Here is a 15,375-nt window from a genome sequence, read left to right on the forward strand (position 1 = left end):
TTCGAGAAAGGCACACCATGCTCAACATTGCAGACAGCGCCGCGGCGGCCGTGGAGCTCATCCACGACGGTGCGTGCGTGATGATCGGCGGCTTCGGTGTGGCCGGTCAGCCCGTGGAACTCATCGACGCCCTGATCGAACACGGCGCCAAGGACCTCACGGTCGTGAACAACAACGCCGGCAACGGGGACGTGGGTCTCGCCAAGCTGATCCAGCTGGGCCGCGTGCAGAAGATCATCTGCTCGTTCCCGCGCCAGTCGGACTCGTGGCACTTCGATGAGAAGTACCGCGCCGGTGAGATCGAGCTCGAGGTCGTCCCGCAGGGCAACCTCGCCGAGCGGATCCGCGCCGCCGGTGCCGGGATCGGGGCGTTCTTCACGCCCACCGGTTACGGCACGCCCCTGGCCGAGGGCAAGGAGGTGCGCGAGCTGGACGGCAAGCACCAGGTGCTCGAGTACCCCATCCACGCGGATTTCTCCCTGACCAAGGCGTACCGGGCGGACAAGGCCGGCAACCTCGTGTACCGCAAGACGGCGCGCAACTTCGGCCCCATCATGGCTGCGGCGGCCACGCACTCCATCGTGCAGGTCAGCGACATCGTGGAGCGCGGGCAGATCGATCCCGAGGTCGTGGTGACCCCTGGGATCTACGTGGACACCGTGGTGCAGATCAACCGGCCCCAGTAGCAGGACCCGCGAGAGGAAGGTGCGGCATGAGCGTTCCGCAGAACAGTGATCACCCGTTGAGCCCGGAGGAACTCGCGGAGGTCGTGGCGCGGGACATCCCCGCCGGGGCGTACGTGAACCTGGGCATCGGCCAGCCCACCCTGGTCTCTAACTACCTCAGCGCCGAGGACGACGTCACCCTGCACACCGAGAACGGGATGCTCGGGATGGGTGCGGAGGCCCACGGGGACGAGGTGGACCCGGACCTGATCAACGCCGGCAAGATCCCCGTGGTCGAGACCGAGGGCTGCTCGTACTTCCATCACGCGGACTCGTTCGCCATGATGCGCGGCGGTCACCTGGACTGCTGCGTGCTGGGTGCGTTCCAGGTGGACCAGCAAGGCAACCTCGCCAACTGGCACACCGGTAAGCCGGACGCGATCCCCGCCGTGGGCGGTGCCATGGACCTCGCTACCGGCGCCAAGCAGACCTTCGTGATGATGACCCTGAAGACCAAGAAGGGTCAGTCGAAGCTCGTGAAGGAGTGCACCATGCCGCTCACGGGCGTGGGCTGCGTGTCCCGGATCTACACGGACCTCGGCGTGTTCCTCCTCGAGGACGGCAAGGTCACGGTGCGCGAGACCTTCGGTGTCGGCTTCGACGAACTCGCCCAGCAGGTGGATGTGGAGCTGACACCCGCCCAGTGACCCGCGCGGTATTCTGCCGGGTAGTGTGCCGATGGTGTCGCGCGGACCGTTCGCGGTGCCATCGCCGTGTCGATCAGTGACCCACGCGGCGCCGTGGGGGAGAGAGGGTGGTCACCACGACCGGTAGCAACGACTCCGCCCCCGGGGACGGTTTCGTGCAGTCGCTCGCGCGCGGGCTCGCCGTGATCGGGGCGTTCGACGCCGAACGCCCCGCCATGAGCCTGTCCGAGGTGGCCCGGCAGACCCAGCTGACCCGCGCGACCGCCCGCCGGTTCCTGCTCACGCTCGAGTCCCTGGGTTACGTGCGCTCGGACGGGCGGCGCTTCGAACTCACGCCCAAGGTACTGAGCCTGGGCTACTCCTATCTCTCCGCGCTGTCGCTGCCGCAACTGGCCCAGCCCCACCTGCGTTCGTTGTCGGACGAGCTCGGGGAATCCACGTCCATGTCCGTGCTCGACGGCGCGGAGATCGTCTACGTCGCGCGCGTGGCCACCCAGCGGATCATGAGCGTGAGCATCTCGCTCGGCACGAGGTTCCCGGCGTACGCAACCTCCATGGGCCGGGTCCTGCTCGCGGCACTGCCCCCCGAGGAGCTCGCGGAACTGCTCGAGCGGGCGCAACCGCGCAGCCTGACCCCGCTGACACTCACGGACCACACGCAGCTGCGGGCGCAGATCGCCGCCGTGCGTCGTGCCGGCCACGCCGTGGTGGACCAGGAACTCGAACTCGGGCTGCGCTCCGTGGCCGTGCCGGTGACGGACGGCACGGGAGCGGTGGTGGCCGCGATCAACGTGTCCATGCGCGTGGGCCTCGGATCCGGGGACGTGGAACACCTGGACCGCCGCGTGGTCCCCGCCCTGCAACGGTGCGCCGCCGCCCTGTCGGCGGACGTCGTGACCTCCGGCAAAAGCGATTTCTCCTCCTGAGACGCGAGCTGCTATGCTAAGGAAGAATTGCTCGATTCCGGGCAGTCCTCAGATGGCAAATCGGACACCGTCCTGTGGTACGCACCTTGTACCTAGATGCCATCTTTCGTCATGCTCGGACACGGTTTCGTCGCAGTCACTACTGCTGATCCGTCCCGGCGGGCCCGGGATCAATATTCCGCCATCAACGGGGGCGGCCACCACCGGTCCCGTTCCAACAGGAGGCACTGTGCCAACTATCCAGCAACTGGTCCGCAAGGGCCGGCACTCCAAGGTCGTGAAGACCAAGGCTCCCGCGCTCAAGGGCAACCCCATGAAGCGCGGCGTCTGCACCCGCGTGTTCACCACGACCCCCAAGAAGCCGAATTCGGCGCTGCGCAAGGTGGCCCGTGTGAAGCTCAACGGCGGCGTGGAAGTCACCGCCTACATCCCGGGTGAGGGTCACAACCTTCAGGAACACTCCATCGTGCTCGTGCGCGGTGGTCGTGTGAAGGACCTGCCGGGTGTCCGTTACAAGATCGTGCGCGGCGCGCTCGACACCCAGGGTGTCAAGGGCCGTCAGCAGGCTCGCTCCCGCTACGGCGCGAAGAAGGAGAAGAAGTAATGCCTCGTAAAGGTCCCGCTCCCAAGCGCCCCCTCGTCGTCGATCCCGTCTACGGCTCGCCCGTGGTCACGCAGCTGATCAACAAGGTCCTGCAGGACGGCAAGAAGTCCACCGCCGAGCGCATCGTCTACGGTGCCCTTGAGGGTGTGCGCAACAAGACCAACTCCGATCCCGTGGCCACCCTGAAGAAGGCCCTCGACAACGTCAAGCCCGCCCTCGAGGTCCGCTCCCGTCGTGTCGGTGGCGCCACCTACCAGGTGCCGGTCGAGGTCAAGGCAGGCCGCGCCCAGGCACTGTCCCTGCGCTGGCTCGTGGGCTACTCCAAGGCCCGTCGTGAGAACACCATGACCGAGCGTCTGCAGAACGAGATCCTCGACGCCTCCAACGGCCTCGGTGCCGCTGTGAAGCGCCGCGAGGACACCCACAAGATGGCCGAATCCAACAAGGCCTTCGCCCACTACCGCTGGTAAAATTCGGTAGTCCTGTCGGCCCCGCGCTGCGCGGGGCCGACACCAGGGCCCGGCACTACCTTTTACGAAGGGAACCATCGTGGCACTCGACGTGCTTACCGACCTCAAGAAGGTCCGCAATATCGGCATCATGGCTCACATCGATGCCGGTAAGACCACGACCACCGAACGAATCCTGTTCTACACGGGCATCAACCACAAGCTCGGCGAAACGCACGACGGTGCATCCACGATGGACTGGATGGCTCAGGAGCAGGAACGCGGCATCACCATCACGTCCGCCGCGACCTCGTGCTACTGGCACGACTACCAGATCAACATCATCGACACCCCGGGTCACGTGGACTTCACGGTCGAGGTCGAGCGCTCTCTGCGCGTGCTCGACGGCGCCGTGGCCGTCTTCGACGGCAAAGAGGGCGTGGAGCCCCAGTCCGAGACCGTGTGGCGCCAGGCCGATAAGTACGAAGTGCCCCGCATCTGCTTCGTCAACAAGATGGACAAGCTGGGCGCCGACTTCTACTTCACCGTGGACACCATCAAGTCCCGCCTGGGCGCGACCCCGCTCGTGTTGCAGCTGCCGATCGGTGCCGAGAACGACTTCGTGGGCGTCATCGACCTGGTGACCATGAAGGCTCTCGTGTGGGAGGGCGACTCCAAGGGTGACGTCTCCCTGGGCGCCAAGTACGAGACGCGCGAGATCCCGGAGGATCTGAAGGACCGCGCGGATGACTACCGCAACCAGCTCGTCGAGGCCGTCGCGGAGGCGGACGACGAGCTCATGGAGAAGTACCTCGGCGGCGAGGAGCTCACCGAGGACGAGATCAAGGCCGGCATCCGCAAGCTGACGATCACCTCCCGGGCCTACCCCGTGCTGTGTGGCTCGGCGTTCAAGAACCGCGGCGTGCAGCCCATGCTCGACGCCGTGGTGGACTACCTGCCCTCCCCGCTCGACGTGGAGGACGTGCAGGGCCACGCCATCAACGACGAGGAAGAGGTCATGACCCGCACCGCGGACGCCAACGGCCCCTTCGCGGCCCTCGCGTTCAAGGTCGCCTCGCACCCGTTCTACGGCCAGCTCACATACATCCGCGTGTACTCCGGCAAGGCGAAGGCCGGCGAGCAGGTCATGAACTCGACCAAGGGCAAGCGCGAGCGCATCGGCAAGCTCTTCCAGATGCACTCCAATAAGGAGAACCCGGTGGACGAGATCTCCGCCGGTCACATCTACGCGGCGATCGGTCTGAAGGACACCACCACGGGCGACACCCTGTGCGATTCGAACAACCAGATCGTGCTGGAGTCCATGAGCTTCCCCCAGCCTGTGATCTTCGTGGCCATCGAGCCCAAGACCAAGGGTGACCAGGAGAAGCTGTCCACTGCCATCCAGAAGCTCTCCGCGGAGGACCCCACCTTCACGGTGTCCCTCAACGACGAGACCGGCCAGACCGAGATCGGCGGCATGGGCGAGCTGCACCTGGACATCCTGGTGGACCGCATGAAGCGCGAGTTCAAGGTCGAGGCCAACGTGGGCAAGCCGCAGGTGGCCTACCGCGAGACCATCAAGAAGGCCGTGGACAAGGTCGACTACACCCACAAGAAGCAGACCGGTGGTTCCGGCCAGTTCGCCAAGGTGCAGGTTTCCTTCGAGCCGCTGCCGCTGGACGCGGAGGAGCTGTACGAGTTCGACAACGCCGTGACCGGTGGTCGCGTGCCGCGCGAGTACATCCCCTCGGTGGACCACGGTATCCAGGACGCCATGCAGTTGGGCATCCTGGCGGGCTACCCGGTGGTGGGCGTCAAGGCCACACTGATCGATGGTGCCTACCACGACGTGGACTCCTCGGAAATGGCGTTCAAGATCGCCGGCTCGATGGTGTTCAAGGAAGGTGCCCGGCGTGCCAACCCGGTCCTGCTCGAGCCGCTCATGGCCGTGGAGGTGCGTACCCCGGAAGAGTACATGGGTGACGTCATCGGTGACCTGAACTCCCGCCGTGGCCAGATCCAGTCCATGGAGGACGTCGCGGGTGTCCAGCTCGTGAAGGCCCTGGTGCCCTTGTCGGAGATGTTCGGCTATATCGGTGACCTGCGGTCCAAGACCCAGGGTCGCGCGGTGTACTCGATGGAGTTCGACAGCTACTCGGAGGTCCCCAAGGCCGTGGCCGAGGAGATCATCCAGAAGAACCGCGGCGAGTGAGCCGGCGGGGCCCACGCCCCGTGATTTCAGTAAATTCGTAATCCAGAAGTAGACTTGCACAGGTTTCGACACGCGCAGCGTCTGAAGCGCTGTGGTCCCACGCTCCGTGGTCCGGAGCAGTCGAGCAAGTCTCACCTCAATGTTCTAGGAGGAACACATCATGGCGAAGGCCAAGTTCGAGCGCACCAAGCCGCACCTCAACATTGGCACCATTGGCCACGTTGACCACGGCAAGACCACGCTCACCGCTGCGATCTCCAAGGTTCTGGCCGACAAGTACCCGGACGTCAACGAGCAGCGTGACTTCGGTGCGATCGACTCCGCCCCGGAGGAGAAGCAGCGCGGCATTACGATCAACATCTCTCACATCGAGTACCAGACCGACAAGCGTCACTACGCCCACGTGGACGCCCCCGGTCACGCCGACTACGTGAAGAACATGATCACCGGTGCCGCTCAGATGGACGGCGCGATCCTCGTGGTCGCCGCGACTGACGGCCCCATGGCCCAGACCCGCGAGCACGTCCTGCTCGCCCGCCAGGTGGGCGTGCCCTACCTGCTGGTGGCGCTGAACAAGTCCGACATGGTCGACGACGAAGAGCTGCTCGACCTCGTCGAGATGGAGGTCCGCGAGCTGCTGTCCGACCAGGGCTTCGACGGCGACAACGCCCCCGTGGTGCGCGTCTCCGCTCTAAAAGCCCTCGAGGGCGACGCCGAGTGGGTCAAGTCCGTCGAGGACCTCATGGAGGCCGTGGACGAGAACGTCCCGGACCCCGTGCGTGACACCGACAGGCCCTTCCTGATGCCCGTCGAGGACGTCTTCACGATCACCGGTCGCGGCACCGTGGTGACCGGCCGCGCCGAGCGCGGTACCCTGCCGATCAACTCCGAGGTCGAGATCGTGGGCATCCGCCCCGTGCAGAAGACCACGGTGACCGGTATCGAGATGTTCCACAAGCAGATGGACGAGGCCATGGCCGGCGAGAACTGCGGTCTACTACTGCGCGGTCTCAAGCGCGACGACGTCGAGCGTGGCCAGGTCGTGTGCAAGCCGGGTTCCATCACCCCGCACACCGACTTCGAGGCCAACGTCTACATCCTGTCCAAGGAAGAGGGCGGGCGTCACAACCCGTTCTACTCGAACTACCGCCCGCAGTTCTACTTCCGCACCACGGACGTCACCGGCGTCATTACCCTGCCCGAGGGCACCGAGATGGTCATGCCCGGCGACAACACCGAAATGACCGTTGAGTTGATTCAGCCCATCGCCATGGAGGACGGCCTCGGCTTTGCTATCCGTGAGGGTGGCCGCACCGTTGGTTCCGGTAAGGTGACCAAGATCACCAAGTGATCCAAACACTGACCGTCTGTAAATCGACTCTGTGAGGAGTTGAGATGGACGTGGTGCGGCCTGGACCCAGGGAATGCTGATTGTCGCAGTCCCCTGATCATTGGATCGGGCCAACCCGTCAGTGCTCTGCAAAACGCTCGGCTGGACTGTCCAGCCGAGCGTTTTGCGTGGTCGGTGTTACTCGGCACTTCATGGACTTCGCCATGATCGGCCACTCTGCGGATCAGGTTATGGGGCCGGTTTCTTGGGGGGGGGTGCCTCTATGGTTTTCGTCAAGCAGCCAGGGCCATTGATGACGCGGGCTGAGGGTCGGTGGGGTCTTGGTAGAGGGTGCCGTCACGCAGCATCGCGAACAGGACGTCGGTCCGCCGGCGGGCCAGGGCGATGATCGCCTGGTTGTGGCGTTTGCCCTGGGCGCGTTTCCGGTCGTAGTAGGCCCGCGACGGGGCGTGGTGCAACGAGGCGAAGGCCGAGAGGAACAGCGCCCGTTTGAGCCTCTTGTTCCCACCGCGGGGGGCGTGCTCGCCGCGGATCGAGGTCCCCGACCGCCGGGTGACCGGGGCGATTCCGGCGTAGGAGGCCAGGTGCCCGGCATCGGCGAAGTCCTTGCCCACGACTTCGGTGAGGATCCGTGCTGCGGTCCTGACGCCGATGCCGGGCATCGAGGTCAGGACCTCGGAAAGAGGGTGGGCCTCCACCAGGACCTCAACCTGGCTCGCCACCTGCGCCCGCTGGGTCGTCAGCGCGGCCAGCTGCCCGGCCAGGATCGGCACGACGGTGGCGGCCTCGGTGCCGGCCACCACCACGGTCTGCTGTCCCAACGCGGTGAAGATCTCCTCGGTGAGGGTCTCGGCCAACCTGGGTGCGTGCTTGCGCAGCCGCGCCCTCACATGACCTCGTCCGGCGGCGGCGAGCTTCGCCGGGGTCGGGTAGCGGGTGAGCAGGTCGGCCACCGCCGGGTGGCCCACCCGCGGCCCCAGGACCCGTTCCAGGGCGGGGTGGATCTGGGTGAGCATCCCGCGTAATCGGTTCGAGATGGCGGTGATCTGGGCGGCGAGGTCGTCGTCGAAGCCGGCCAGCACGGCCAGCTCAGCGATCTGGGCCTCATCGACGCGGATGCCGCGCAGAGTGTGCGGCATGGTCCGGGCGGCCTCGGCGATGATCAGTGCATCACGGGCGTCGGTCTTGGCCGTACCCGGGTGCAGGTCCGCGATCCGGCGCATGGCCAGCCCTGGCAGGTAAGCCACCGTGACAGACTCCATCGCCTGGGCCACGGCCACCGGCAGCGCCCCGATCGTGGCCGGCTGATCCACCACCATCAGCACCGGCCCGTGCGCGGTGGCCAGCTCCTCGAGGATCGCGCGCAACCGGGCCTCGTCGTTGGGCAGGGCCTTGTCGTAAACCGTCTTCCCGGCCGCCGTCACGGCCACGGCGTGGTGGTCGGACTTGCCGACGTCGAGGCCGACGAACACCGCCGGGCGTGCTCGCTCCGAGATGGACCCATCCCTTCTCTCGTACTGGCATCTGCTCGTGCTGGCCGGCCGGGAGGTGGTCACGCTCGGCATCCACGTTACGAAGGTCCTCCACAGGAGATCCCGCCTCTATCAGCGATCCGCGACCACCGGAGCGATCCTCGGTGACAACACCCCCCGGATCATCGACGACTGGGGGCAAACGATCATGCCCAGGACCGGCCGGCCAACACCCCTCCATCCTGCTGGACGGAGGAGCTGGGAAAAAGGTAACGGGGGTAATGAGTGTGGTGCCTCTGAAGTTGGGTGTTAGGTCTCTGCAGTGGAAGTTCATCGGTACTTCAGTTGCAATCAGGTGGGTTCTCAGGGGCGGCGGTCTCCGTTGTCGCGACCGAAATGCCCTCCTAATGTGGGAAACGTCCCAACCATTCGCGGCACCCGCCGCTTTGCAAAGGAGCGAATCATGAATCCCGACCTGTCAAAGTTCGACCTCAACGGACTCGAGATCTCAGAGTTTCTCGACGACACCCGTATGGAGGACGGCGAGGTAGTCGCCAAGGTGATGTCCGCGTCCTGCACCACCTGCGAGTGCTGCTGCAGCTGTTCTTCCTAACAGTGCCAGGGGGAGGCTCGCGGGACCGCGAGCCTCCCTTCGACGGTGGATATGACCATGTTGTCACCTGCACATGCAGTCGCAAGGAACTCCCCATGGCGTGGATACCACATCGTCGCCAAGGTCTCTGAGATCGAGCGGGCACGCATCCGCATTGGCGCGCTGTCCTGTGTGGAAGGTATTCGTCTGGTTCTGAACATGACGCCCAAGCGGGGAGCCGAGTTCAGTTTCAGCGTGATGGTCGGTTCAGGTCAGGACTCCGTTGACCGGGCGGTGCGTGATGCGCTGGGTCGTGGCGCCATCGAAACCTCCGAGCCGGACCTACCGCTGGCCGGTTCTTCCTTCGGCGGGCAAAGCTTGGCAGTTGCCGTCCTGAGCACGCTGTCCACCGCGTCCCGGGACATCTTGGAACTTGCCGGCTGCTCCCCGCGAGAACGTTTCGAAAAGATTCTTCATGTCTTTCTGGATCACGCAGGCGCCGTGTCGAGTCGGTGGATCCCCGCTGCACTTGCACCGGCGCCGGCGGCTTACCTTAGCTTTCACTCCCATGCGCAGGGGTTTGCTGCACGCTCCACCGACCCGGATGCAGTACGCCACCGAATGGCCGCGACATCCGAAGCTCTTGCGCCCTACCTTCTCCCAGAGGCGTCCCGAACTTTGGACAGGTGGTACGCAGTCCATCAGGATGAACGGGAGCCGCCGGCGCAGGGCTGGGGCCGCGTTGTGCATGATGCCGTCCCGGGGCTGACCGAACTAGCGAAATCCGGGCTATTAACCGTCGATGACGATCAAGCTACGCCGGGTCCCCTCGATGAGAGCGACTTCCACATTCGAGTGCGTGCAGATAGGCGTCTCTCGAATTACCTGCAGCGTGATCCTCGCTTCATCGCCAGCAGATTGGCGACATCCCTGCTCTACCACCAGGCGTATGCTCTCGGGTTTACGCTTGAGCAGCGATTCCTGGCGTGTGCAATAACCGCCCGCCTCATAGAGCGTGGGTGCGGAATAACGGAGGACAGTGCCCTGAGGTTCATGGGTCACACCTGACGAGCCCCTGTGGGGCGGGGTCGCCTGGAGAGAACTGCAAGTGTGGTGCCTGGCAACCCTGGCCGAGATGTTCCTCGCTGGTGGTTGGCGGTCAGGACGCGGCGCTGTTGAATCCTTCGAGCTGTGAAGGCATGAAAACACGAGCACCGGCATCACCATTGACCACATTCATTAGCCCGACGGTGCCCGCAGTTCCTGTCACCGCCCCCTGGAGCGCGCCCCAGATGATGCCGTCCGGGGCTGAACGCAACGGACCCGTATTACCGTCCTGGGTCGGCAGCCGGGAGAACACGCTCATGTCCTCCACCAAATACACCCCACCCCACTGCTGCATTACCTCATTGTGGAACCAGGCCTTGAAAATCACGCCCCCCAACTGGGACACGGCGGGCATAGCCCAAGAGGTCAGCCAGTTTCGCAGCTCCTCCACGCTTACATCGTGGTGCTTCGTGAGGTCGAAATAGACCAAACATACGTACATCGAGCACTCCTCAGGACTCGAAGACAGCCATCTCGAAGGCCAGTTGGATCAGAGTCAGATTGCGGACTTCCGGTTCAAGACGGATACCCTGCTCGTCTTCTATCAACCCGCGGTGCCGGAGCAGATCCGCCAGAGGCCGGATCCGGGTGCGGTCGAGCACTTCCAGCAGCTCGGTGCCCGTCAAAATGGACCAATCAGTGCGGGTGATGCCCTCATTGGTGGAAAGGCCAGCTTGGATGAAGGATATTAGTGTGCGGTCGTTGTCCAGGGGCTCGTCGAGCTCGAAGGATAGAGGGTTGGTGATGTAGGCGTGCAACGCACCGGACCGGTGCAGTTGCAGACGCTGATGTGAGAATGAAGCGGCTCCTGATCCGAAGCCCAGAGTGTCCGCCTTCGCCTGAAAATAAAGCGTGGTGAATGCTGATTTGCGCCCGAAGTATCCATGGCCGTACTCGGGCAGAACCTCGTTGATGCGCATGCGCGCCTCGGCGTAAAGGGCGTATTGCTGCGCAATGTAATCGCGCTTGTCCTTCGGATCCATCTTCTTCCGAAGATGGGTTCCCTCGGTGGGACGGTAGGAGTACAGGGACAGGTGGTCCAACGGCAGCGTCAGCGCCGTCTCCACGCTCTCCATGAGTTCATCATTCGTCTGATCGGCAAAACCCGACATCAAATCGATGGACACGTGTTCAAACCCTGCTCGGCGCGCCATGTCGGGGAGACCCCTCGCCTCCTCCGCACTATGCCTTCGCCCGAGTGAACGCAAGCGGTCATGATCGAAGGACTGCACGCCAGAGGAAACCCGGTTGAAACCCAATTCGCGGTACATCACGAGTTTGTCTTCGTCCACGGTGTCTGGAGAGCACTCGATGGTCGATTCGGTCAATGGATTCAGATCGAATGTCTCCGTGATCGCCGTCATGACCCGCACGGTCTCATCCTCGGTCAAGTTACTGGCAGTGCCGCCTCCCCAATAGATCGTGGATATCTCCTTGTCGGCGTACTCAGGCCCCCGCGTCCTGATTTCGTGACAGAGTGCCTCAACGTACCGTTCGCGTATTGGATCGCCGGCGCGTCGGGTCAGGTCCTTGTTCGGAATGGCCTGGACCCAGTCGCAAAAAGTACAGCGAGAGCGGCAAAACGGGACATGCACATACAACAGCGCTTGCTTTTGCCCGGTGGTCGTGGCCGGATTGTCGGTGGCGTGGTCGGTGAGAGTTCTCACGCTGACACTTCCTCTCGCGATGTGCGCTGGCAGTGCGCCCCGGGTGGGGACGCGGCTCGGGAAAAACGCTACAAGGGATGTTCTGAAGTGCCCAGGTTTGATTTTTCACTGTGATCCCACTGAACCGTCGATACAGATCCTCTGGAGCCCTGGCGCAGATCCATTGACGAACGCGGAATGCTATTGACGCCTCATGAGAGGAATCTGCAAGTCTTGGTTTCAGCAGCTCCCGGACCGCAGTGATTGGATTAGACGGAGGAAACCCCATGACTGCTATTTTGAATGCACCTGAGTTTGTACTTCCTGACTTGGCCGCGATCGTACAAGAGGCTGAGACAGTTGACGTTGGGGCAGTGCTCGAGGCGGAGACCGGGCAGCACCTACCGTGGACACCGTCGGCCATTGCCCTGGCTCTCTTTCGGGATGAGTCCCTCACCACGAAGGAACTTGTGGCTCGCGCGGAGGCCAGGTGCGCGCGACGTGAGCCGCAGTTGAAGACCTTCGTCCCTCTCTACACGACCAACCACTGCGATTCCGAGTGCAAAATGTGCTCCATGCGAGGAAAGAACACTAGGCTTGATCGCCAGTTCGCCTCCCGCAGCCAGATCCTCGAGCAACTTGAGATCCTCCGCCATGAGGAGGGCGTTCGCGGCATCGGGCTGCTCACCGGCGAGTATGACAGTGCCTACACCCGTCTTGCGACCGCATTCAGGGTCGGTTGGATCGCCCGAGAGGCTCTGGACCGCGGTTTCGAGGACATTTACGTGAACATAGGCTCCATGACCCCCGAAGAGATTGAAGTCTTCGCGGACTGGGTTCCGGACCGTAAGGACGCCGTGACTCTCTGTGTATTTCAGGAGTCGTACGACCGGGAAACCTACCGACGCTTCATGGGAGACACCTCGGAAAATGTGCCCAAGGCTAACTTCGACCGTCGGATTACGTCCTTCGACCGGTGGCTTGATGCGGGCTTCCCTCGCACGAACCCCGGTGTGTTGATGGGACTCCATACCTCCGTGGAGGAGGAACTGGTCTATCTCACCAGTCACGTTGGGCACCTGCGGGACCGAGGATCCGTCGTGGACATCTCCATCCCTCGGATGCGGCCGGCTCGTACTACTCGCAACACCACGCGCGTCGGGGATGAGGACTACGTGCGTCTCACGGCAGTGCTTTCCCACACGTTCCCGGAGAATCGCCTGGTCCTGACTAATCGGGAGCCGAAGGAAATCCGAGACCAGGTAATCGGGATGTCAGGAATCATCAGCCCCGGCAGTCCGGACGTGGCTCCATATGCACGTGACGGATCCGTGAAGAACTCCGAGGGCTCGTCCCAGTTCATCGTGGCCGAGCTGGCGCGGCCGCGCGACATCCTCGCCGACGTCGAGGCCTCGGGCCGACGCATTGCCAACTTCGGCCCGACCATTCCTGTGCGGAGCGGCGAGGAAGCTGCGGTCTGAGGATGTCTGTGCGGCGCATCTACCTACTGCACGGCCTGATGGGTACGGCCTATGCGCACTTCGGTGTTCAGATTCGCCGCTGGCATGACGACGGGCCGGTGCCGGTGGACCTGCCTGGACATGGACGGTGTCGGTTAGACGCCGCCCCATCCTATTCGGAACAAGCCATGCAGTACGTGGAGAGGATCTTGGGCCGCCTCGGACCGGGAGACGTTGTGGCGGCTTCCTACTTGGGCGGGCCCATCGCGGTGAGCATTGCAGCTCGGCGTCCCGATCTCGTGCGCTCCCTCGTGCTGTGCGGGACCGCACTTCCTCCTGACCCGAAATACGTCTATTCCGCGCTCCGTGTCTTCGAGAAGATTGCTCCTCCGCACAGTGAGCTCAGCGCCGCCTACGACAACCTGCACGGCACGCGCTGGCGACAGACACTTCGGCATTTTGCCGCGGACCCTGGACTCGTGGCTGCCATGAGTGAGGTGAACACCAGCAGGCTTGCTTCGCTGGGTCTCCCCGTCCTGATCTGTAACGGAGACCTCAAGCAGGTCGAGCGCGAGTCGGTCGAACGGCTTGTCTCGGAAGAACGCGACATTGAAGGCCGGGTGGTCGCCGGGACGGGACACCTGCCATCCGTGGACAGGCCGGAGAGATTTGCCGAGATCGTGGAGGAATGGCGTGCACGGTCCGGGAGGCCAATGTTGGCGGGGCGCCATGCGCGATCTTGAGTCGGAGCTCATGAAGGCGATTGGTGAGGAGGATCCGGAACGTCCCCTGGACTCGCTCGAGGCAATGGTCCTGCACACCCGGCTCGTGGAGCACGGGTATCCCGAGGTGCCCTACACGATGAGACCGAACACATTGAAGGAGTGGTTCCGATGGGCAGCCGAGCATTCACCGGATTCCTGAGGGAAGCTCACGAACCGCCCGGCCTGGTCACCTGGGGCGGAGAGCAGTCGGGTTGGGACGAGATCGCGCACAAGGCACACGGGCTCGCCTCCCATCTGGAACCGGGGGGCACTTATCATGTGGACCCCCGAGAGGGACTCGCCTCCCTCGTGGGACTCATGGCCGTGAGACAGGTCGAGCGCACACGGATCCTGTGGGTCGCGGCCGATCTGGGTGGGTCCGCCCCCGTCAGCGGCATCGCAGAGCTCAACGTACCGGGCATGCCGGGGGTGGACCGGCCGCTGTGGGGCGTTGCCACGTCAGGGACCACCTCTTCCCCGAAGATTGCTCTGGGATACAGTGACGAGTGGGAGGACATCGTGCGCTTGCAAGCGAAGGGCATTTACGATCCAGCGTTCCCCTCCGGTGAGTACGGTTTCGCGACTCACCTGCCGATACAATTCTCGGCCGCTTTTTTCATGCTCGTCCTGCCGGCCATGCTCCTGCGCAGGGATCTCACCGTGACAACTCCTGTGGATTGGGCACCGGTGCTAGCGGCCCAGGATCGCGCTGAGCTATTCTTTCTTTCTGCGCCATCGGTGATGGCAGCAGCATGCTCGAGCGAAACGAGTTCCCCGCAGCTGCACCGGACCGTAGTGGTGCTCGGTGGGGGCCACCTGGGGCGGGGGAGGGTGCAGATGATCCGGGAACACACTGGGGCGAAACGGGTGTGGAACATCTACGGGACTGCGGAAACCGGGTGCTTGAGCATCGACGAGGACCCCGGGCACGGTACGCACGTGGGTCGGCCGATTCCGGGGAAGAAGATTTGGGCGCATGGGGACGGGCAGGACTCACGAATTGCCGCAGAAGGAGCCGACTGTTGCGCCTTCCTCTGGACTCCGGGTACGGAAGTAACCGCTGTCGACCTGCCGGTGAGCGCGGATCTGGGACGGCTCGACCCGCACGGCCATATCGTGCTCGAAGGCCGCGTGGACGGAACCGTCAAACTACGAGGGCGGCTGGTGGACTTGCGGTCCATCGAGCGCCACCTGCTTCGTCTCGAGGGCGTCCACGATGTGTCCGTCAGGGTGGTTGAACGCGCCGATGGACTTGACGGCCTGGCCGCCCGCGTCGTCGGGACGGTCACGTCCAAGAACATCTGGGCTCATGGGACCGGAACCGATGGCGTGGTGCTCAACGAGATCGAGTGTCTGGCGGAGCGGGACGCCGCGCATCTCTATTCCGACAACGGCAAGTTGCAGAGGAAGGCATAGG

The 15,375-nt window shown here is 63.9% G+C and carries 16 protein-coding genes; 13 read left to right on the top strand and 3 right to left on the bottom strand.

The annotated features are described in order from the left end of the window. Nucleotides 1-17: 17 nt before the first annotated feature. The 7 genes from RF650_RS07070 to tuf all read left to right on the top strand — a co-directional run bounded on the left by RF650_RS07070 (nucleotide 18) and on the right by tuf (nucleotide 6,917). Complete coding sequence (locus RF650_RS07070) at nucleotides 18-686, top strand: 3-oxoacid CoA-transferase subunit A (RefSeq protein ID WP_368814498.1); 669 nt, start codon at nucleotides 18-20, stop codon at nucleotides 684-686. Nucleotides 687-712: 26 nt separating this feature from the next. After that, nucleotides 713-1,372: a 3-oxoacid CoA-transferase subunit B gene (locus RF650_RS07075; RefSeq protein WP_064845215.1), complete on the top strand. Its 660-nt coding sequence runs from the start codon at nucleotides 713-715 to the stop codon at nucleotides 1,370-1,372. Between the two features lie 107 nt (nucleotides 1,373-1,479). Continuing rightward, the gene (locus RF650_RS07080) at nucleotides 1,480-2,298 is read left to right on the top strand and encodes an IclR family transcriptional regulator C-terminal domain-containing protein (protein WP_239318122.1); all 819 of its coding nucleotides are present in this window, start codon (nucleotides 1,480-1,482) and stop codon (nucleotides 2,296-2,298) included. A gap of 229 nt (nucleotides 2,299-2,527) precedes the next feature. After that, nucleotides 2,528-2,902: a 30S ribosomal protein S12 gene (gene rpsL / locus RF650_RS07085; RefSeq protein WP_012397684.1), complete on the top strand. Its 375-nt coding sequence runs from the start codon at nucleotides 2,528-2,530 to the stop codon at nucleotides 2,900-2,902. After that, a complete protein-coding gene (gene rpsG, locus RF650_RS07090) occupies nucleotides 2,902-3,372 on the top strand; it encodes a 30S ribosomal protein S7 (protein ID WP_064845213.1) in 471 nt (156 codons plus the stop codon). The genes rpsL and rpsG overlap by 1 nt, the downstream gene beginning before the upstream one ends. Before the next feature lie 79 nt (nucleotides 3,373-3,451). Next, nucleotides 3,452-5,566: an elongation factor G gene (gene fusA, locus RF650_RS07095; RefSeq protein ID WP_368814499.1), complete on the top strand. Its 2,115-nt coding sequence runs from the start codon at nucleotides 3,452-3,454 to the stop codon at nucleotides 5,564-5,566. A gap of 160 nt (nucleotides 5,567-5,726) precedes the next feature. Beyond that, complete coding sequence (tuf, locus tag RF650_RS07100; RefSeq protein ID WP_368814500.1) at nucleotides 5,727-6,917, top strand: elongation factor Tu; 1,191 nt, start codon at nucleotides 5,727-5,729, stop codon at nucleotides 6,915-6,917. Between the two features lie 272 nt (nucleotides 6,918-7,189). Here the strand turns inward: tuf and RF650_RS07105 are convergent, their stop codons facing one another. After that, nucleotides 7,190-8,413: an IS110 family transposase gene (locus RF650_RS07105; RefSeq protein WP_368814564.1), complete on the bottom strand. Its 1,224-nt coding sequence runs from the start codon at nucleotides 8,411-8,413 to the stop codon at nucleotides 7,190-7,192. 439 nt (nucleotides 8,414-8,852) lie between these two features. Here RF650_RS07105 and RF650_RS07110 point away from each other — a divergent pair, with 439 nt between their 5' ends. Both RF650_RS07110 and RF650_RS07115 read left to right on the top strand, forming a co-directional pair. Further along, nucleotides 8,853-9,002 carry a thiocillin/thiostrepton family thiazolyl peptide gene (locus RF650_RS07110; protein WP_368814501.1) on the top strand — a complete coding sequence of 50 codons (150 nt, stop codon included), beginning with the start codon at nucleotides 8,853-8,855 and terminating at the stop codon, nucleotides 9,000-9,002. A 51-nt stretch (nucleotides 9,003-9,053) separates the two neighbouring features. Then, complete coding sequence (locus tag RF650_RS07115; protein ID WP_368814502.1) at nucleotides 9,054-10,049, top strand: hypothetical protein; 996 nt, start codon at nucleotides 9,054-9,056, stop codon at nucleotides 10,047-10,049. Between the two features lie 91 nt (nucleotides 10,050-10,140). On the opposite strand, the gene RF650_RS07120 is transcribed toward RF650_RS07115, so the two are convergent. Together RF650_RS07120 and RF650_RS07125 are read right to left on the bottom strand one after the other, a co-directional pair. Beyond that, the gene (locus RF650_RS07120) at nucleotides 10,141-10,479 is read right to left on the bottom strand and encodes a hypothetical protein (RefSeq protein ID WP_368814503.1); all 339 of its coding nucleotides are present in this window, start codon (nucleotides 10,477-10,479) and stop codon (nucleotides 10,141-10,143) included. 61 nt (nucleotides 10,480-10,540) lie between these two features. Further along, nucleotides 10,541-11,755: a coproporphyrinogen-III oxidase family protein gene (locus tag RF650_RS07125; protein WP_368814504.1), complete on the bottom strand. Its 1,215-nt coding sequence runs from the start codon at nucleotides 11,753-11,755 to the stop codon at nucleotides 10,541-10,543. Between the two features lie 266 nt (nucleotides 11,756-12,021). Between RF650_RS07125 and nocL the strand changes: the two genes are divergently transcribed. From nocL to RF650_RS07145, 4 genes are all read left to right on the top strand, one after another. After that, nucleotides 12,022-13,215, top strand: a complete 1,194-nt coding sequence (gene nocL / locus RF650_RS07130; protein ID WP_368814505.1) for a 3-methyl-2-indolic acid synthase — start codon at nucleotides 12,022-12,024, stop codon at nucleotides 13,213-13,215. An 8-nt stretch (nucleotides 13,216-13,223) separates the two neighbouring features. Next, nucleotides 13,224-13,937, top strand: a complete 714-nt coding sequence (locus tag RF650_RS07135) for an alpha/beta fold hydrolase (protein WP_368814506.1) — start codon at nucleotides 13,224-13,226, stop codon at nucleotides 13,935-13,937. Continuing rightward, nucleotides 13,924-14,118, top strand: coding sequence for a hypothetical protein (locus tag RF650_RS07140; protein ID WP_368814507.1), 195 nt, complete (start codon nucleotides 13,924-13,926; stop codon nucleotides 14,116-14,118). Before RF650_RS07135 ends, RF650_RS07140 begins: the two co-directional genes overlap by 14 nt. Nucleotides 14,119-14,282: 164 nt before the next feature. After that, entirely contained in the window at nucleotides 14,283-15,374 is a 1,092-nt protein-coding gene (locus RF650_RS07145) for an AMP-binding protein (protein ID WP_368814508.1), read from the top strand. Nucleotide 15,375 lies beyond the last annotated feature (1 nt).

Source organism: Kocuria sp. CPCC 205297, from assembly GCF_040981035.1.
Classification (GTDB): domain Bacteria; phylum Actinomycetota; class Actinomycetes; order Actinomycetales; family Micrococcaceae; genus Kocuria; species Kocuria marina.